The following is a 16,139-nucleotide window of genomic DNA, read 5'->3' on the forward strand; positions in this document are numbered from 1 at the left end:
CAGCTTCAGGGAGCCCCAAGGGTTCAGCGGAAACCCACCGAGGCTTGCCACACAAAGGCCAGCAGCAGGAAGAACAGGGGGATGATCGGCAGGATGTCCACCAGGGGGCCGAAGGCCTGGTAGGCCTCGGGGAGCTGGGCCAGGGTCTGCAGGGCGTAGGCGGCCATCCCGAAAATCGCTGAGCGTGAGGCGGACGCTACCACGTGTGGGCGGCCGGAGACTCGGGTTCCCAGGGAGCGAAATCCTCTGCAAAACAGCCGTCCTCGATGGCCCGGCCCATGGCGCTGGTGAAGCGCACCAGCTGGGTGATGTTGTGCAGGCTCAGCAGGATCTTGCCCAGCAGTTCTTCGCTCTTGATCAGGTGGTGCAGGTAGGCCCGGCTGTGCTGCCGGCAGGCCAGGCAGGGGCAGCTGGCATCCAGCGGCGTGTGGTCGTGGCGGAAGCGGGCGTTCTTGAGGTTCCAGCGCTCGCCGCCCACCAGGGCAGCGCCGTGGCGGCCCAGGCGGGTGGGGATCACGCAGTCGAACAGGTCGAAGCCATTGGCCACGGCGATGGCCATTTCCCGCAGGGTTCCCACTCCCATCAGGTAGTGGGGCACGGCCTCGGGCAGCAGCGCCCCCACCTGGCGCACGATCCGGTGCATCTCCTCGGCGGGTTCCCCCACACTCACGCCCCCCACGGCGATGCCCGGCAGGCCCATCGAGGCCACCACCTGGGCTGAGTCCCGGCGCAGGTGGGGAAAGCAGCCCCCCTGCACGATGCCGAACAGGGCCTGATCGGCCTTGGTGTGGCTGCTGACGCAGCGCTCCAGCCAGCTGTGGGTGCGCCGGCAGGCGGCAGCCACGTCTGCCTCGCTGGCGGGATAGGGGGGGCACTGGTCGAAGGCCATGGCCACATCGGCCCCCAGGGCCATTTGGATTTCCATGGCCCGCTCCGGCGTGAGCTCGATCCGGGCTCCGTCGCGGGGTGAGCGGAACACCACGCCGTGGTCGTTGATCGTGTTGATGTCGCCCAGGCTGAACACCTGGAAGCCACCGGAATCGGTCAGCATCGGGCCGTTCCAGCCCATGAAGCGGTGCAATCCACCGGCGTCGGCCACGATCTGCTCGCCCGGTTGCAGATGCAGGTGGTACGTGTTGGAGAGCACCATCTGGGCGCCTGTTTCGCCCAGCTGGCTGGTGGTGATGCCCTTCACCGTGGCCAGGGTGCCCACCGGCATGAAGCGGGGGGTGGTGACCACGCCATGGGGGGTGTGGAAGCAGCCGCAGCGGGCCCGCGTGCGTGGGCACTGGGCCGTGATCGAGAAGGAGAAGGCGGGTGGGAAGCTGATTGCGCCGAAGAGGTGCTGTTCTGACGCTAGGTGTCGCTTGTCGAAGCCTTTCCCCGCGTTGACCCCAGGCTGGCTTGCCGATCTGGCCGGGGCCTGGGTGTTCTATTCCGTCTTGCCCGCCTGGCCTGGGCTGACGCCGCGCTTTGAGCGGATCGCCCGCTTCGGTCCCCTGATCGGTCTGGTGCTGGGGGGGCTTCAGGCCCTGTTCTGGTGGCTGACGGCCAGCTGGCTGCCGCTCGGTGCCCAGGTGGCCCTGGTGCTTGCCCTTGGCCTGGTGCTCACGGGCGGCCTGCATGTAGATGGGGCGATGGACACGGCCGATGGTCTCGGTGCCGGTTCCCGGGCCCTGGAGGCGATGGCGGACAGCCGCGTCGGGGCTTCCGGGGTGCAGGCCCTGGCGCTGTTGTTGTTGCTGCGGGTGGCGGCGCTGGCCTGCCTGGCCACGGCAGCTCCGTTGGCCCTTCTCTGGGCTGCGTTCTGGGGCCGGGTGGCCCCCCTGCTGGCGATGGCGTGGTTTCCCTATCTGCGGGACCAGGGCAGTGCCGCCTTCCACCGGCAGCACTGGCGGGGTTTGCTGCCGGAGTTGGTACCGGCGCTGCTGGCCCTGTTGCTGGCCGTGCTGGCCTGGGCCTGGGCCGGTTGGCCGCTGCCCGATGGGATCGGCATCCTGCCGGCGCTGCTGGTGCCCCTGTGGTTCGGGCGCCGGCTGGGCGGCCACAGCGGGGACAGCTACGGCGCTTGCGTGGAGTGGGTGGAGACCCTGGCTCTGCTGCTCAGTGGCCTGGGGCTGCGGCTGGCAGGCTGAGGCAGAACGCATTGCCGTGCCCTGGCAGCTCCGGGGCGATGGCGGCTGGCGGGAGCACCAGGGTGAGGTCGCCGCCGAGGTTTCGGGCCAGGTCCCTGGCCAGGGCCAGGCCCAGGCCGGTGCCCGTTCGGGCCTGGCCCGCGCGGCCCCGGAAGCCCCGCTCGAAGATCGCCCCACGCTCTTCGGCGGCAATCGGCTCGCCGGCATCCCAGACCGTCAGTTGCCAGGGGCCCGCCGTGGTGGCCTGGCAGTGGAGTCCGATGGCGCTGCCGGCGGGGCTGTAACGGAACGCATTTTCCAGCAGGTTGGCCAGGATCTCGGCTACGGCGCCACTGTCGCCCCGCCAGCTCGGAATGCAGGCGGGTGGGTGCCAGGGGCGGCCCTGGAGGGCTGCCGTGGCCGCAGCCCGTTGCAGCAGGGGCTCGAGCCAGTCCTGCAGGGGCTCTCCCTCGGGTCCGATTAACACGGGGGGCAGCAGCAGGGGCTGGCTGGCGTCGCCCGTGACCGCCGGAGTGTCGCGCTGGCCCAGCTGGGAGAGGGCATCGACGTAGCGGTTGAGCTGGCGTTGCTCCGCCAGGAGCCCCTCCACCAGGGGTCGATTCTGGTTGTCCTGCTCGAGGCGCCGCAACAGCAACTGGCCAAAGGTGCGCAGGGCGGCCAGGGGGTTGCGCAGCTGATGCAGCAGCAGGTCCAGTTCCGCGTGTTGCTCCTGCAGGGTGCGTTGCAGCCGCTGTTGTTCCAGATCCAGGCAGAGGGCCTCGGTGAGGCAGAGGGCGACGGCCTGCAACCGCTGGCCGAGGGTGTCAGGCCAGGGCACCACCGAGGTTTCCACCTGAATCGCCCCCAGCAACACGTTCTGGTGCCGCAGCGGCAGCCAGCGCCGTTCCTCGGATGGCACCCGCAGGGGGCTGCTGGCCTCCACGGGCGGGAGGGCCCGACCATCGCTGGGCCACTGGCCGATCGGCACCAGGCTGGGGGCGCTGCCATTGCCTGGCTGGGTCACGTAGACCACCAAGGAGCGCAGATCAGCCCGGTCGGCGAACTGGGCCAACTGGAAGCGGAGCAGGGCTGAAAAGCGGGTGGAGACTTGCATCTGGGGCGTTCAACCGCCGTCCTGCCGCAGAAATTTTCGAACGGGTGTGTGAAAACCGGGAAAAAGTCTTAAGATCCTTGGTATCGACCAATACGACGCGGTCCGCAAGCGGGCAGCGGCTCATCGTCGTGACACCCTCACCCTCGGTTGCCCTTTGAGGTTTTCGAGGCTACAGCAGAGACAGATCCGACTTCTCGCCGATCCCTCCTCTCTGCTGTTCCGCAACCCGAATGGGCGGGTTGTGGCGTCACTGACCTTTGGGCCTGCTGACCCCTCCGGACAACAGAACGTTTGGGCGTCGCCCGTGCTGTCCGGCCTTTCGGATGGCTGGGCGGGCTGAGTCACGGGCCCTGCGCATGTCTTGCGCTCCCAAGGTCCGTTCCCCCCTCCGGTTTCTTCTCGTCCCCTCAATCCTCCCCCAGCGGGAGCAGCTCAATGTCCAAGAAGCGCAAGCGGATCAGCCGTCGCCGGCTCGCAGGCCAGCGGGTGCTGGCGCATGTCCCCACCTTCAATCTGGAGACCGGCTCCCATAAGCCGGTCACCGCCGCCCGTCGCTACATCGCCGAGGAGCTGCTGGTGCCCCCGGCGATCCTCAACGTCCGCCGCAACGAGCACACCACCGACCGCTTCTTCTGGGGCGAGAAGGGTCTGTTCAGCGCCCAGTACGCCGAGGAAAACCACTTCCTGTTCCCGTCCCTGCGTTCGATCGTCGATCGCATCGGAGAGGAGGTCCTGTTCGAAGGCATTGAGGCCCTTGCCGCCGACGACTGGGAGGAGATGGAGGAGTACGAGTACGCCTTTGTCTGAAAACTGACGGCCCGTCCGTGAGCCTGGCTGGCCCCTCAGCCAGGCCATTGGCTTGTCAGGTACTCGCGTAGGGCGGGGAACAGGCTGCTGTCGATGGTGTGTCCGCCGGCAAAGCCAATCAGGTCCGCGTCGAACCCGCTTTGACGCAACTGCTTTTGGAGCACTTCACTGGCCCCGTAGGGCACCACCGGATCCTGCTCGCCGTGCGTGAGCAGGATTGATTTGTTCGATTGCAGGCCAGGCTCCCAGGCTGGATGGGGGTAGCCGCTGCAGCTGATCAGGCCTGCCAGGGGCAGGCCTTCCCCGGCCGTGGCCACATCCAGGGCCATGGCGGCCCCCTGGGAGAAGCCGAGCAGCACCGTCTGTTCCAGGGGAACCTCTGAGGCCAGCGTCCGTAACCGCGCGACCAGATTCGCTCTGGCTGCCGGGAGCTGGGGCCAGTTTGGCTCCTGCAAGTCGTACCACTGGCGACCGCTGCCGCCCGGGTGGGGCAAGGGTGCCTGCAGGGCCACCACGCTCACCGTGGGCTCCACCAGCACCTCCGCCAGGTCGAGCAGGTCGTCGGCGTCGGCTCCCCAGCCGTGCAGGAGCACCAGCCGTCGCGGGCTGCGGTCGGGGCCCAGCCGGATCAGGCCGGGCTCCGGGTTGGGATGGGTCACGGCGGGGGAGCTGCTGCTGCGTAGGTTGGCTCCAGACCCGCAATTCGGCAGCCATGGCGCCCACGGCCCTTCTCAGTGTGTCCAACAAGGAGGGGTTGGTGCCCCTGGCCCAGGGACTGCTGCAGGCGGGCTATGCCCTGATCTCCAGCGGCGGTACGGCGGCGGCCCTTCAGGCTGCCGGACTGCCCGTCACCAAGGTGGCCGAGCACACCGGAGCTCCGGAGATCCTGGGGGGCCGGGTCAAGACCCTGCATCCGCGGATCCACGGCGGCATCCTGGCCCGTCGCGATGAGCCCAGCCACCAGGCCGATCTGGCCGCCCAGGGCATCGCTGCCATCGATGTGGTGGTGGTGAACCTCTACCCCTTCCGCGAGACGGTGGCCGATCCGGCGGTGGCCTTTGACACCGCCATCGAAAACATCGACATTGGTGGGCCGGCCATGGTGCGGGCCGCCGCCAAGAACCACGCTGACGTGGCGGTGTTGACCAGCCCCAGCCAGTACGGGGCCTTCCTTGCCGCCCTGGGTGCCGGTGGGCTGACTGCGGCCCTGCGGCGCCAACTGGCGCTGGAGGCGTTCCAGCACACCGCCAGCTACGACGCCGCGATCAGCAGCTGGCTGGAGGCCCGCCTGGCGGCCCCGTCCGAGGCGGAACCCCTGCGTCTCGACCTGCCGGCCCGCCAAAGCCTGCGCTACGGCGAGAACCCCCACCAACCGGCCACCTGGCACAGCGAGCCCGCGGCTGGCTGGGGTGCGGCCCAGCAACTCCAGGGCAAGGAGCTCAGCTACAACAACCTGATCGACCTCGATGCGGCCCTCGCCACCGTGCGGGAGTTTGGCTACGGACCCGGAGCCGAACCGGCCGCGGTGGTGGTCAAGCACACCAATCCCTGCGGTGTGGCCACGGGCCGGGATGGGGCCGATGCCCTGACCCGGGCCCTGGATGCCGATCGCCTTTCGGCCTTCGGGGGCATCGTCGCTCTCAACACCCCGGTGGGGCTGGGGGCCGCGGAGCAGCTCTCCAGCCTCTTCCTGGAGTGCGTGGTGGCGCCGGGCTTTGACGCGGCGGCCCGGGAGCAACTGGCTGCCAGAGCCAATCTGCGGCTGCTCGAGCTGGCCCCGGAAGCGATCACCCGCGCCTCCCGTCGCCAGCTGCGCAGCCTGCTGGGCGGGGTGTTGGTGCAGGAGCTCGATGACCAACCGGTGGCGGAGGCCGACTGGCAGGTGGTCAGTGACCGCCAGCCCACGGCCCAGGAGCTGGATGATCTGCGCTTTGCCTGGAAGCTGGTGCGGCACGTGCGCTCCAACGCCATCACCGTCGCCCGGGGCGGTCAGAGCCTCGGTATCGGTGCGGGTCAGATGAACCGGGTGGGCTCGGCCCGCCTGGCCCTGGAGGCTGCTGCCGAAAAAGCGCGAGGCGCTGTGTTGGCCAGTGATGGCTTCTTCCCCTTCGATGACACCGTGCGGCTGGCGGCGGGCTACGGCATCACGGCCGTGATTCAGCCCGGCGGCAGTGTGCGCGATGCCGATTCCATCGCGGCCTGCAACACCCTGGGCCTGGCGATGGTGGTGACCGGTCGCCGCCATTTCCTCCACTAGATCCCGACGCCGGTCGGCGTGAGTTGTAGCTTCGCTCGATCAGCCCAGTTCTTCTGCGGCTCCCCGCTGCCACCCCTCTGGTCCCCTTTGACGCCATGTCTGAAGCGCTTGCCTACAACCTGAACTTTCTCCATCCCCTGCTGATGGTGGGGCTGCTGGCCCTCTCCAGCTATGGGATGTTCCTGGGCATCAAAGCCAAGAAAACCCGCACGGCTACGGCTGAAGATCGCAAGGACCTGATCAAGGGGCAGTACGCCCGCCGCCATTTCCAGATCGGCAGCCTGATCCTGGTGCTGATGGTGCTAGGCACCTTCGGGGGTATGGCCGTGACCTACCTCAACAACGGCAAGCTCTTCGTGGGCCCCCACCTGTTGGTGGGCATTGCCATGACCTGCCTGATTGCGCTGGCAGTGTCGCTCTCACCCCTGATGCAGCACGGAAATCTGATCGCCCGCAAGGCCCATGTGGGCCTGAACATGGCGATGATGACCCTGTTCCTGTGGCAGGCCTTCACCGGTCTGCAGATCCTGGCCAAGATCTGGGAGAAGAGGCCCACCTGAGCCGTTCAGGCTGCTCCTCAGAACTGGGCCCGCCGTCTTGGCGGGCACTCGAGGTTGTGGCTGGCATGGAAATCTTCCTGGACCTTCCAGGTGAGCTTTCGGGAGATCTGCCGCACGATCTGCTTGAGCAGGTGGTCGCCGCTTGATTGCACCAGGCCCTCGGGCAGCAGGGTGATCACCCCGGGAAGGCGGATCCAGACACTGAGATCCAGTTGCCAGCGCACCAGCGTCAAGGTGCTAGTTTCATCGAGTTGCAGCGAGGCGTTGAATTCCACGTCATAGAGCCCATCGAGATTGGGGTCGCTGCAGGGCTGGGGCACGGTGAGGATCCGGTAGAGCCCCTGGTCCTGTGGCAGGAGTTCCAGGCCGATGGTGGGTTCCACCTCGAAGCCAAAGTTGCCAAAGGTGCCCAGGGTCAGGGAGTAGCCCCGGTGGCCGATGGGCTCCACTTTCATCGGAGCGGCACAGCGCCGAAACCAGCCCTCGTGGTGGTCCAGGTAGTCGGACACCACCGGCGACGCTGCCCGCATTTCCATCACGTCGGCGAAGGCGCTCGCATAGCGCCGGACGCGCTGGTCCTCGCTGTGGCGGAGGCCCTGGGGATCGCCCTGGGCGAGGCCTGGGTCCAGCGGTGCGGTCGACAACAGCAGAGACAACGGCTGAAACTCCTGGCGGCGGCCAGATCGGAGACGGACAGATTCAATCTTTAATCAATGTAAAGGCAGTGCGGCGTCCCGTCGGGCTCCGCTGTGACACCCGGACATCAACCGTGCGGGTCCAGTGGGGAGCGGATCAGGCCTCGCAGAGTTCGATCAGGCGCTCGATCACGTCCTCCACCACCCGATCGGGAGTGGAGGCTCCGGAGGTGATGCCCACCCGGATCGGCCCCTCGGGCAGAAAGGGCCGTTCGGTCTCCAGCGCACCGCCCAGCGGCATGTGCTCGATGCGGTTGCCGGGACCGATGCGTTCGGGGGTGTCGATGTGGAAGGAGCGGATGCCCCGGCTCACGGCGATCTCCTGCAGGTGGGTGGTGTTCGAGGAGTTGTAGCCGCCGATCACCACCATCAGATCGAGGGGCTCATCCACCAGGGAGAACATGGCGTCCTGACGCTCCTGGGTGGCGTCACAGATGGTGTTGAAGGCCAGGAAGTGCTCATTGAGCTCGGCGGGGCCGAAGCGCTGCAGCATGGTGCGCTCGAACAGCCGGCCGATGTCCTCGGTTTCGCTCTTGAGCATGGTGGTCTGGTTGGCCACGCCCACCCGCACGAGGTCCCGGTCGGGGTCGAAGCCCGGGGAGCAGGCCTTGGCGAAGCGCGTCATGAAGGCTTCCCGGTCGCCCCGGCCGAGGATGTAGTCGCACACCAGCTGGGCCTCGGCCAGATCCAGCACCACCAGGTAAGTGCCCGCGAAGGAGCTGGTGGCGAGGGTTTCCTCGTGCTTCACCTTGCCGTGGATGATCGAGGTGAAGTCATGCTTCTTGTGCTTCTCCACGGTGTTCCACACCTTGGACACCCAGGGGCAGGTGGTGTCGACGATGTGGCAGCCGCGCTCGTTCAGCAACTGCATCTCCTGCACGGTGGCGCCGAAGGCCGGCAGGATCACCACATCGCCGCTGGCCACGTCGGAGAAGTCCTTCACCCCCTCATCCACCTGGATGAACTGCACGTCCATCTCCCGCAGGTGGTCGTTCACCGAGGGGTTGTGAATGATCTCGTTGGTGATCCAGATCCGCTCGGTGGGGTAGTGGCGCCGGGTTTCGTAGGCCATGGCCACGGCCCGCTCCACGCCCCAGCAGAAGCCGAAGGCCTCGGCCAGTCGCACGGTCAGGCGGCCGCGCTCGAGCACGTAGCCGTTGCCGCGCAGCTTGGCGATCAGATCGCTTTGGTAGGCCTGCTCCAGGCTGCCGGCCACCTCTTCGCCCAGGCCGAAACCGCGGCGGTTGTAGCGCTCGGAGTGGTGCAGCGAGCGTTTGAAGGCGCGGGTATCCACAACATCTGGAGCTGGGTGACCCGACTCTATGGGCCCTCGGAGGGACCCCGTTGCTCAACGGTGGCCAGCCCCTGCCAGCTCACCGTGTCGGCCGTGAAGTTGTAGCGGCAGGGCAGCACCTCTACGCCGGCCGCCAGCGCCTGGCGGAATAGCTCGCCGTAGCGCGGGTCGGCCGCATCTCCCGGGGCGAAACGGTTCACGTCGCCGCGGCTGAGGCAGGGCACCAGCACGGCCCGGGAGTCCGGCAACAGTGCCATCAGTTCCACCAGGTGCTTTTGCCCCCGTTCGGTCACCGTGTCGGGGAACAGGGCCAGCTCGCCCTCGGTCCAGGTGGTGTTTTTGACTTCGAGATAGATGGGCCGGGGATCGGCGGCCCCCTCGGCTGGGGTGAGCAGCAGATCGATGCGGCTGCGGCGCCCCTCGCCGTAGGGCACCTCCGCCCGGATGGCGGCGATGGGGCCGAGCCAGGGCTCCAGGCACCCGGCCTCGATCGTGGCCCGCACCAGATGGTTGGGCAGGGCCGTGTTGATGCCCACCCAGATCGGGGTGCCGGCTGCGCCGATCACCTCGGCCTGCTCCCAGGTCCAGGCCAGCTTGCGGCTCGGCGAGGGGGCATGGCGCAGCCGTACCCGGCCGCCCGGATGGAGCACGCCGGTCATGGGACCGGTGTTCGGGCAATGGGCTGTGACCACCTCCCCGCTCTCCAGTTCGACATCGGCCAAAAAGCGCTTGTAGCGCTTCACCAGGGTGCCTTCCACCAGAGGACCAAGGCTGAGCACAGGGGTGGCCATGGCAGGGCGGCTGGGTGCGTGCCAGCCATACTGCCGCTCAACTCCCAGGGTCCAGGTTCCCACCGGATGGCGAAGTCCCTCAGGCGCATTGCCCTGGTCGTGGCGCTTGCCACGGCCCTCAGCAAGGTGGCCGGCCTGGTGCGGCAGCAGGCCATCGCTGCGGCCTTCGGCGTGGGTGCGGCCTACGACGCTTACAACTACGCCTATGTGCTGCCGGGCTTTCTGCTGATCCTGCTGGGCGGCATCAATGGCCCCTTCCACAGCGCCATGGTGAGCGTGCTGGCGCGTCGGCCCCGCCAGGAGGGTGCCCATGTGCTGGCGGCGATCAACACCCTGGTGGGGACTGGCCTGATCGGGGTCACCGTCCTGTTGCTCGTGTTTGCGGACCCCCTGATCACCCTGGTGGGTCCGGGCCTTGATGCCGTCCGACACGACATCGCTGTCCTGCAGTTGCGCTGGATGGCGCCCATGGCCCTGTTCGCCGGGCTGATCGGGCTGGGCTTTGGCGCCCTCAATGCGGCCGATGAGTTCTGGCTGCCCTCGGTGAGCCCCCTGCTGTCCAGCGTGGCGGTGATTGCCGGCATCGGCGTGCTCTGGTGGCAGCTCGGCGCCTCCATCACCCTGCCCGCCACGGCGGTGCTCGGCGGGGTCGTGCTGGCCGGCTCCACCACCCTGGGGGCGGTGTTGCAGTGGCTGATCCAGCTGCCCGCCCTGGCCCGCCAGGGGCTGCACCGGTTCCAGCTGGTGTGGGACTGGAAGGATCCCGGGGTGCGTGAGGTGTTGCAGGTGATGGGGCCCGCCACCCTCTCCTCGGGGATGCTGCAGATCAATGTGTTCGTGTCGCTGTTCTTCGCCTCCGGCATTCCGGCTGCGGCCGCGGGACTCGGTTACGCCAATCTCCTGGTGCAGACCCCCCTGGGGCTGCTCTCCAATGCCCTGTTGGTGCCGCTCCTGCCCGTGTACGCCCGGCTCACGGCCCCGGAGGACCGGCCGGAGCTGATCGGCCGCATCCGCCAGGGTTTGATGCTCTCCAACGCCAGCATGCTGCCGCTGGGCGCCCTGATGGTGGGCCTGGCGGTGCCGATCGTGGCCCTGATTTACGAGCGGGGGGCCTTCAATGCCGGTGCGGCCGAGCTGGTGGGCACCCTGCTGATGGCCTACGGCATCGGCATGCCTGCCTATCTGGCCCGCGACGTGCTGGTGCGGGTCTTTTACGCCTTGGGTGACGGGGTCACCCCGTTCCGCTGGTCGATGGCGGGCATTGGCCTCAACGCCGTCTTCTGCTGGGCCTTCGTCGGCGGACCGGTGCCGGTTCAGGGCCTGCTGCTCCCCCGGCTCTACTGCGGTGCGGCCGGTTTGGTGCTGGCCACCGTGGCGGTGAACCTGATCACATGCGTGGGGCTGCTGCTGGCGCTCCAGGCCCGCCTGGGCGGGTTGCCCCTGCGGGTTTGGTTGCGCGACACCCTGCTGTTGTTCGGCGCGGCGGTGCTGGGCGGCTTGGCCGCCTGGGGTCTGGCGGCCGGGGTGGCCTGGCCTTCGGGGTTGGTGGGGCGCCTGTTGGAGTGTGGCTTCGCCGGGGGCGTCGGCGTGCTGGTGTACGGCGTCCTGGCGAGCCTGGCCCGGGTGCCGGAAGTGACGGATCTGCTGGCCCAGCTGCGGGGCCGCCTGCCCCGTCTGGGGCGGCGCTAGCTGTCGAGCCGCGAGTTGTCGAGACGGACATCCCGTTCCGCCCGAACCTGCACCGGAATCTCCAGGTGGGAACGCCCCAGCATGCGGGGCCCATCCACCGAAAAGATTCGAGCTTCGATGCCGAACTCCTTGAAGGCGGTTTCCAGTTCCTGGATGAGCGCTTTCTCCACCTGGGCATCGGCATCGACGACCTTGCCGATCAGGCGGCTTCCCAGCCGGCCCATGCGTTGACGCACCACGTCGCGGGCGTTGGTGACCTCAATGACCAGCACAGCCCGTCGCCAGGTGGCGCAACCTTATCGGCAAAACGGTTCCAGCACCTCTTCAAGATCGCGCAACTGACCGGCTGGCACGAGCCGGGCCAGGGGCAGTCGGGTCGGTCCACCGCCGATCGGCACCTGCACGGCTTCCAGGGCCTGCCTGGCGCACACGCCGGCCCCCTGGTCCACTCGGGCGGAACACTCGATCGCCAGGGTCTGGGCCAGGCCGGCATCGCCTAGGTAGAGGTGCCAGCTGGCCACCTGCAGATAGAGCCGGTCGGCGAGGGCCAGTTCGAGGTCCTTGAGATCGGCGGCGTTGAGGGTCATGGCTCAGGGTTGGTTGGCTGGGTGCTGTGGGGTTCCGGGGCTGGACGCAGGGCCACCACCACCCCGGCGTGGACCAGCAGCACCAGCAACCAGCCCAGGCTGAGCCAGTTGAGGTGACTCCAGGGGTGGCGCAGCTCCTGAACCACCCAGAGTCCGCTGTTGAGGGCGGCGAACAGGGCGGCATGGAGCGTGAGGTTCACAATCCGCTCGAAGTGCCTGTAGGTGGGGTCTTCGGGGTTGGCGGGGCCGTACCAGCGAATGGGCATGGGAAGGGGCAGGGATTTGACGGATGGGCCCTCCGTGCGGTGAGAATGGACCCATGCGCTTGTAGCTCAGCGGATTAGAGCATCTGACTACGGATCAGAGGGTCGGGAGTTCGAATCTCTCCAGGCGCGCTTCCTTCTTAAACCGCCTTCGGGCGGTTTTTTTGTGTGCGCTGTCCCAGCGGTGGCCAGTTCGCCACCGAGCTCCCCGCTGCGGTGGCCCTTCCTTACGATCGGGCAACGAAGCGTTGATTCTCCATGGCCCACTCCGGCGGTGTTGCCCTCAACCAGTCCCTTGCTGCCGGGGATCCTGCCATTGCTGGCCTGATCGATCAGGAGGCACGCCGACAGGAAACCCACCTGGAGCTGATCGCTTCGGAAAACTTCGCCTCCCGCGCCGTGATGGAGGCCCAGGGCTCGGTGCTCACCAACAAGTACGCCGAGGGTTTGCCCGCCAAGCGCTACTACGGCGGCTGCGAGCACGTGGATGCGATCGAGGAGCTGGCGATCGAGCGGGCCAAGCAGCTCTTCGGTGCGGCCTGGGCCAACGTGCAGCCCCACAGCGGCGCCCAGGCCAACTTCGCCGTGTTCCTGGCCCTGCTGCAGCCCGGCGACACGATCCTGGGCATGGACCTCAGCCACGGCGGCCACCTCACCCACGGCTCGCCGGTGAATGTGAGCGGCAAATGGTTCAAGGCCGTGCATTACGGCGTCGACCCCGACAGCCAGCAGCTCAACTTCGACGCGATCCGCCAGCTGGCCCTCGAGCACAAGCCCAAGCTGATCGTGTGCGGCTACTCCGCCTACCCCCGCACCATTGATTTCCAGGCCTTCCGCGCCATCGCCGATGAGGTGGGTGCCTACTTGCTCGCCGACATGGCCCACATTGCGGGCCTGGTGGCTGCCGGTGTGCACCCCAATCCAGTGCCCGTGTGTGATGTGGTGACCACCACCACCCACAAGACCCTGCGCGGCCCCCGCGGTGGCCTGATCCTCTGCCGCGACGCCGAGTTCGGTAAGCAATTCGACAAGGCCGTCTTCCCCGGCAGCCAGGGCGGCCCGCTCGAGCATGTGATTGCTGCGAAGGCTGTGGCGTTCGGCGAAGCCCTGCAGCCCTCCTTCCGTGCCTACAGCCAGCAGGTGGTGGCCAATGCCCAGGCCCTGGCCGCCCGCATCCAGGAGCGGGGCATTGCCGTGGTGAGCGGCGGCACCGACAACCATCTGGTGTTGCTGGATCTGCGCAGCATCGGCATGACCGGCAAGGTGGCCGACCTGCTGGTGAGCGATGTCCATATCACCGCCAACAAGAACACGGTGCCCTTCGATCCCCAGTCGCCCTTCGTGACCAGCGGCCTGCGCCTGGGCACGGCTGCGTGCACCACCCGCGGCTTCGACGAGGCCGCCTTCCGCGAGGTGGCCGATGTGATCGCCGATCGCCTGCTCAACCCCGAAGATGCCGGCATCGAACAGCGTTGCCGTGAGCGGGTGGCGGCCCTGTGTGGGCGCTTTCCCCTCTATGCGGCCGAGCGTGAGCTGCAGCACGCCTGATCCCGGCATACGTCCGTAAGGTGGGGCCCAAAGGCCGCCCTTCGGCTTCCTTCGGTCTGGTCCTGTGACCCTCGCCTACAGCCCTAACGCGGCCGCCCTGCTCACCTTCGCCGTGGCCGCCGTGTTGACGGCCCTGGTGGTGCCGCTGGTGCGTCGCCTCGGACTGCGCTGGGGGTTGGTGGACCCACCCGATTCCCGCAAACAGCACACCACCCCCATGGTGCGCCTGGGCGGGGTGGGCATTGTCATCGCCTTCAGCTTGGCCCTCTGCCTGGCCTGGGCACTCGGGGGGTTTGCCAATCTTCCGCTCGAAAAGGACCAGCTGATCTGGACCAGCCTGGCGGGGGCGCTCTGCTTTTTCCTGATCGGTCTGGCGGACGACCTGTTTGCCTTACCCCCCTTGCCCCGCCTCGCTGGCCAGCTGGCGATTTCTGTGGTGGTGTGGAACGAGGGGGTACGCATCGGCAGCATCGAGCTGCCCATGGGCTGGTTGGGGGGGGCTGATCTGATGCTGCAGTTGCCCGATTGGTTGAGCCTTGTTGCCACCTTGATCTGGTTGGTGGGGATCACCAACGCCATCAACTGGCTCGATGGCCTCGACGGCTTGGCAGCCGGGGTGAGTGGGATTGCTGCGGTGGGCCTGCTTTCGGTGAGTTTCAGCCTGCACCAGCCTGCGGCGGGCCTGCTGGCTGCCGCCCTCGCCGGCAGCTGCCTGGGCTTTTTGCGCCACAACTTCAATCCAGCCCGCATTTTCATGGGGGACGGGGGCTCCTATTTCCTCGGCTTTGCCCTGGCGGCGATCAGCATCGTCGGACCGGCCAAGGGGCTCACCAGCGTCAGCCTGCTGCTGCCCCTGCTGATCCTGTCCCTGCCGCTGGCCGACATGTCGGCGGTGATCATGGGGCGCCTCAGCGAGGGCCACTCCCCCTTCTACCCCGATCGCCGTCACCTGCACCATCGCCTGCTGCGCAGTGGACTGAGCCACCGGCGCACGGTGTTGCTGATCTACGCCTTCACCCAGTGGCTGGGCTCGCTGGCGTTGGTGCTGGTGAATGCCGAGATGCGCTTCCTCTGGCTCGCCCTCGCCACCGCCGTGTTGATCTGGGTGCTGGTGAGCACCCGCCGTGCCCTGCAGCGGGTTCCCTCCAGCCCGGAGCCCTGAGGCCGTGAGCGCCGAGATCCTCTGCATTGGTACCGAGCTGCTGCTCGGCAACATCACCAACGGCAATGCCCGCTGGCTGGCTGAGCAATTGGCCACCCTTGGCCTCCCCCATCACCGCCAGACCGTGTTGGGCGACAACCGGGAGCGCCTGATGGCCGCGGTGCGCGAGGCGGCTGGCCGCTGTCGGGTGCTGATCACGACCGGCGGGCTAGGGCCCACCCCGGACGACCTCACCACCGAGGCCCTGGCGGCCGCCTTTGACACGCCCCTGGTGGAGCACCCCGAGATCTGGGCGGAGATCCAGGCCCGCCTCCTTGCCCGGGGCCGGGTGTGCTCCCCCAGCAATCGCCAGCAGGCCTTCCTTCCCGCTGGAGCCCAGGTGTTGCCCAATCCCACCGGCACGGCGCCAGGCATGATCTGGACCCCCATAGCGGGGTTCACCGTGCTCACCTTCCCGGGGGTGCCCAGTGAGATGGAGGCGATGTGGCGCGCCACCGCCGCGCCCTGGCTCCGTGCTGCCGGTCTGGCCGAGGGGGTGTTTGCCAGTCGCATGCTGCGCTTCTGGGGGGTCTCGGAGTCGGCCCTGGCCGAGCAGATGGCCGATCTGCTGGAGAACGAGAACCCCACCCTGGCGCCCTATGCCGGAGCCGGTGAGGTGAAACTGCGCCTCACGGCCCGCGCCGGCAGCGACCGGGAGGCCCAGGCCCTGCTGGCCCCGCTGGAGGCCGAGATCCGCTCCCGCACTGGCACGGCCTGCTTTGGGGTCGATGACGACACCCTGGCTTCGGTGGTGTTGGAGCAGCTGCGCCAGCGGGGGGAGACCCTGGCCGTGGCCGAGAGCTGTACGGGCGGCGGACTGGGGGCCGCCCTGGCGGCTGTGCCGGGGGCGTCAGATGTGTTTCGGGGCGGGGTGATCGCCTACGCCAACGCCGTCAAGCAGGAGTTGCTGGGCGTGCCCGCGGCGCTGTTGGCCAGCCATGGCGCGGTGAGCGATCCGGTGGCGCTGGCCATGGCCGAGGGTGCCCGCCGGGCCACCGGCGCCAGCTGGGCGATCGCGGTGACCGGGATCGCCGGACCGGGAGGCGGCACGGTGGAGAAGCCCGTGGGGTTGGTGCACATTGCCGTGGCTGGTCCCGACGGCAGTAGCAGTGAGGCGGTGCGCTTTGGCTCCAGTCGCCGTCGCACTTGGATCCAGACCCTCACGGCCGGAGAAGCGCTCCAGCGCCTGCGCTCCCGCCTGATGGTGCAGCTTTAGGCT

The 16,139-nt window shown here is 68.0% G+C and carries 18 protein-coding genes and 1 tRNA gene; 9 read left to right on the top strand and 10 right to left on the bottom strand.

Features of this window, described 5'->3' with window-relative positions; genetic code table 11:
• Positions 1 to 23: 23 nt before the first annotated feature.
• Both H6G16_RS02095 and tgt read right to left on the bottom strand, forming a co-directional pair.
• On the bottom strand, positions 24 to 167 hold the full coding sequence (locus tag H6G16_RS02095) for a photosystem II reaction center protein K (protein WP_094589924.1): 144 nt from the start codon (positions 165 to 167) through the stop codon (positions 24 to 26).
• Positions 168 to 196: 29 nt separating this feature from the next.
• Positions 197 to 1,330, bottom strand: coding sequence for a tRNA guanosine(34) transglycosylase Tgt (gene tgt / locus H6G16_RS02100; RefSeq protein ID WP_190388740.1), 1,134 nt, complete (start codon positions 1,328 to 1,330; stop codon positions 197 to 199).
• A 37-nt stretch (positions 1,331 to 1,367) separates the two neighbouring features.
• Between tgt and H6G16_RS02105 the strand changes: the two genes are divergently transcribed.
• Positions 1,368 to 2,135, top strand: coding sequence for an adenosylcobinamide-GDP ribazoletransferase (locus H6G16_RS02105; RefSeq protein ID WP_242036108.1), 768 nt, complete (start codon positions 1,368 to 1,370; stop codon positions 2,133 to 2,135).
• Here H6G16_RS02105 and H6G16_RS02110 read toward each other — a convergent pair.
• Complete coding sequence (locus tag H6G16_RS02110; RefSeq protein WP_190388675.1) at positions 2,104 to 3,228, bottom strand: HAMP domain-containing sensor histidine kinase; 1,125 nt, start codon at positions 3,226 to 3,228, stop codon at positions 2,104 to 2,106. The genes H6G16_RS02105 and H6G16_RS02110 overlap by 32 nt on opposite strands.
• Before the next feature lie 435 nt (positions 3,229 to 3,663).
• Here H6G16_RS02110 and H6G16_RS02115 point away from each other — a divergent pair, with 435 nt between their 5' ends.
• Positions 3,664 to 4,035 carry a DUF3155 domain-containing protein gene (locus H6G16_RS02115; protein ID WP_190388676.1) on the top strand — a complete coding sequence of 124 codons (372 nt, stop codon included), beginning with the start codon at positions 3,664 to 3,666 and terminating at the stop codon, positions 4,033 to 4,035.
• 35 nt (positions 4,036 to 4,070) lie between these two features.
• Here the strand turns inward: H6G16_RS02115 and H6G16_RS02120 are convergent, their stop codons facing one another.
• On the bottom strand, positions 4,071 to 4,694 hold the full coding sequence (locus tag H6G16_RS02120; protein ID WP_347238755.1) for a dienelactone hydrolase family protein: 624 nt from the start codon (positions 4,692 to 4,694) through the stop codon (positions 4,071 to 4,073).
• Between the two features lie 53 nt (positions 4,695 to 4,747).
• On the opposite strand from H6G16_RS02120, the gene purH reads away from it, so the two are divergent.
• Entirely contained in the window at positions 4,748 to 6,292 is a 1,545-nt protein-coding gene (purH, locus tag H6G16_RS02125) for a bifunctional phosphoribosylaminoimidazolecarboxamide formyltransferase/IMP cyclohydrolase (protein WP_190388677.1), read from the top strand.
• Positions 6,293 to 6,387: 95 nt separating this feature from the next.
• Positions 6,388 to 6,852 (top strand): DUF4079 domain-containing protein, encoded by a 465-nt coding sequence (locus H6G16_RS02130; RefSeq protein WP_190388678.1) that lies wholly within the window; start codon positions 6,388 to 6,390, stop codon positions 6,850 to 6,852.
• Positions 6,853 to 6,869: 17 nt separating this feature from the next.
• Here H6G16_RS02130 and H6G16_RS02135 read toward each other — a convergent pair whose 3' ends face one another.
• The 3 genes from H6G16_RS02135 to sfsA form a co-directional block, all read right to left on the bottom strand.
• On the bottom strand, positions 6,870 to 7,499 hold the full coding sequence (locus H6G16_RS02135) for a DUF1997 domain-containing protein (RefSeq protein ID WP_242036117.1): 630 nt from the start codon (positions 7,497 to 7,499) through the stop codon (positions 6,870 to 6,872).
• A 145-nt stretch (positions 7,500 to 7,644) separates the two neighbouring features.
• A complete protein-coding gene (locus H6G16_RS02140) occupies positions 7,645 to 8,841 on the bottom strand; it encodes a 4-hydroxy-3-methylbut-2-enyl diphosphate reductase (RefSeq protein ID WP_190388679.1) in 1,197 nt (398 codons plus the stop codon).
• A 26-nt stretch (positions 8,842 to 8,867) separates the two neighbouring features.
• A complete protein-coding gene (gene sfsA / locus H6G16_RS02145; protein ID WP_190388680.1) occupies positions 8,868 to 9,632 on the bottom strand; it encodes a DNA/RNA nuclease SfsA in 765 nt (254 codons plus the stop codon).
• A gap of 66 nt (positions 9,633 to 9,698) precedes the next feature.
• Between sfsA and murJ the strand changes: the two genes are divergently transcribed.
• Positions 9,699 to 11,321: a murein biosynthesis integral membrane protein MurJ gene (murJ, locus tag H6G16_RS02150; RefSeq protein WP_190388681.1), complete on the top strand. Its 1,623-nt coding sequence runs from the start codon at positions 9,699 to 9,701 to the stop codon at positions 11,319 to 11,321.
• On the opposite strand, the gene H6G16_RS02155 is transcribed toward murJ, so the two are convergent.
• Genes H6G16_RS02155 through H6G16_RS02165 form a run of 3 tightly spaced genes read right to left on the bottom strand, consistent with a single transcriptional unit; the run spans position 11,318 to position 12,174 of the window.
• The gene (locus tag H6G16_RS02155) at positions 11,318 to 11,593 is read right to left on the bottom strand and encodes a cytochrome-c oxidase (protein ID WP_190388682.1); all 276 of its coding nucleotides are present in this window, start codon (positions 11,591 to 11,593) and stop codon (positions 11,318 to 11,320) included. The two genes, murJ and H6G16_RS02155, sit on opposite strands and share 4 nt — an antisense overlap.
• Before the next feature lie 24 nt (positions 11,594 to 11,617).
• Entirely contained in the window at positions 11,618 to 11,908 is a 291-nt protein-coding gene (locus H6G16_RS02160; protein ID WP_190388683.1) for a DUF3181 family protein, read from the bottom strand.
• Positions 11,905 to 12,174: a hypothetical protein gene (locus tag H6G16_RS02165; RefSeq protein ID WP_190388684.1), complete on the bottom strand. Its 270-nt coding sequence runs from the start codon at positions 12,172 to 12,174 to the stop codon at positions 11,905 to 11,907. The genes H6G16_RS02160 and H6G16_RS02165 overlap by 4 nt, the downstream gene beginning before the upstream one ends.
• Positions 12,175 to 12,229: 55 nt before the next feature.
• On the opposite strand from H6G16_RS02165, the gene H6G16_RS02170 reads away from it, so the two are divergent.
• The 4 genes from H6G16_RS02170 to H6G16_RS02185 all read left to right on the top strand — a co-directional run bounded on the left by H6G16_RS02170 (position 12,230) and on the right by H6G16_RS02185 (position 16,136).
• Positions 12,230 to 12,303: transfer RNA gene (locus tag H6G16_RS02170), tRNA-Arg, on the top strand.
• Positions 12,304 to 12,429: 126 nt separating this feature from the next.
• Positions 12,430 to 13,719 carry a serine hydroxymethyltransferase gene (gene glyA / locus H6G16_RS02175; RefSeq protein WP_190388685.1) on the top strand — a complete coding sequence of 430 codons (1,290 nt, stop codon included), beginning with the start codon at positions 12,430 to 12,432 and terminating at the stop codon, positions 13,717 to 13,719.
• Between the two features lie 64 nt (positions 13,720 to 13,783).
• The gene (locus H6G16_RS02180) at positions 13,784 to 14,881 is read left to right on the top strand and encodes an undecaprenyl/decaprenyl-phosphate alpha-N-acetylglucosaminyl 1-phosphate transferase (RefSeq protein WP_190388686.1); all 1,098 of its coding nucleotides are present in this window, start codon (positions 13,784 to 13,786) and stop codon (positions 14,879 to 14,881) included.
• Positions 14,882 to 14,885: 4 nt separating this feature from the next.
• Positions 14,886 to 16,136: a competence/damage-inducible protein A gene (locus tag H6G16_RS02185; RefSeq protein ID WP_190388687.1), complete on the top strand. Its 1,251-nt coding sequence runs from the start codon at positions 14,886 to 14,888 to the stop codon at positions 16,134 to 16,136.
• The last annotated feature ends 3 nt before the right edge of the window (positions 16,137 to 16,139 follow it).

The sequence above is a fragment of the Cyanobium sp. FACHB-13342 genome (genome assembly GCF_014697415.1).
Taxonomy (GTDB): domain Bacteria; phylum Cyanobacteriota; class Cyanobacteriia; order PCC-6307; family Cyanobiaceae; genus Cyanobium_A.

What these genes read in the sequence shown, in the direction of transcription:
- H6G16_RS02115 (WP_190388676.1), top strand. Translation starts at nt 3,664, where the DNA reads ATGTCCAAGAAGCGCAAGCGGATCAGCCGTCGCCGGCTCGCAGGCCAG.
- H6G16_RS02130 (WP_190388678.1), top strand. Translation starts at nt 6,388, where the DNA reads ATGTCTGAAGCGCTTGCCTACAACCTGAACTTTCTCCATCCCCTGCTG.
- purH (WP_190388677.1), top strand. Translation starts at nt 4,748, where the DNA reads ATGGCGCCCACGGCCCTTCTCAGTGTGTCCAACAAGGAGGGGTTGGTG.
- H6G16_RS02160 (WP_190388683.1), bottom strand. Translation starts at nt 11,908, where the DNA reads ATGACCCTCAACGCCGCCGATCTCAAGGACCTCGAACTGGCCCTCGCC.
- H6G16_RS02165 (WP_190388684.1), bottom strand. Translation starts at nt 12,174, where the DNA reads ATGCCCATTCGCTGGTACGGCCCCGCCAACCCCGAAGACCCCACCTAC.
- H6G16_RS02095 (WP_094589924.1), bottom strand. Translation starts at nt 167, where the DNA reads ATGGCCGCCTACGCCCTGCAGACCCTGGCCCAGCTCCCCGAGGCCTAC.
- murJ (WP_190388681.1), top strand. Translation starts at nt 9,699, where the DNA reads ATGGCGAAGTCCCTCAGGCGCATTGCCCTGGTCGTGGCGCTTGCCACG.
- sfsA (WP_190388680.1), bottom strand. Translation starts at nt 9,632, where the DNA reads ATGGCCACCCCTGTGCTCAGCCTTGGTCCTCTGGTGGAAGGCACCCTG.
- glyA (WP_190388685.1), top strand. Translation starts at nt 12,430, where the DNA reads ATGGCCCACTCCGGCGGTGTTGCCCTCAACCAGTCCCTTGCTGCCGGG.
- H6G16_RS02110 (WP_190388675.1), bottom strand. Translation starts at nt 3,228, where the DNA reads ATGCAAGTCTCCACCCGCTTTTCAGCCCTGCTCCGCTTCCAGTTGGCC.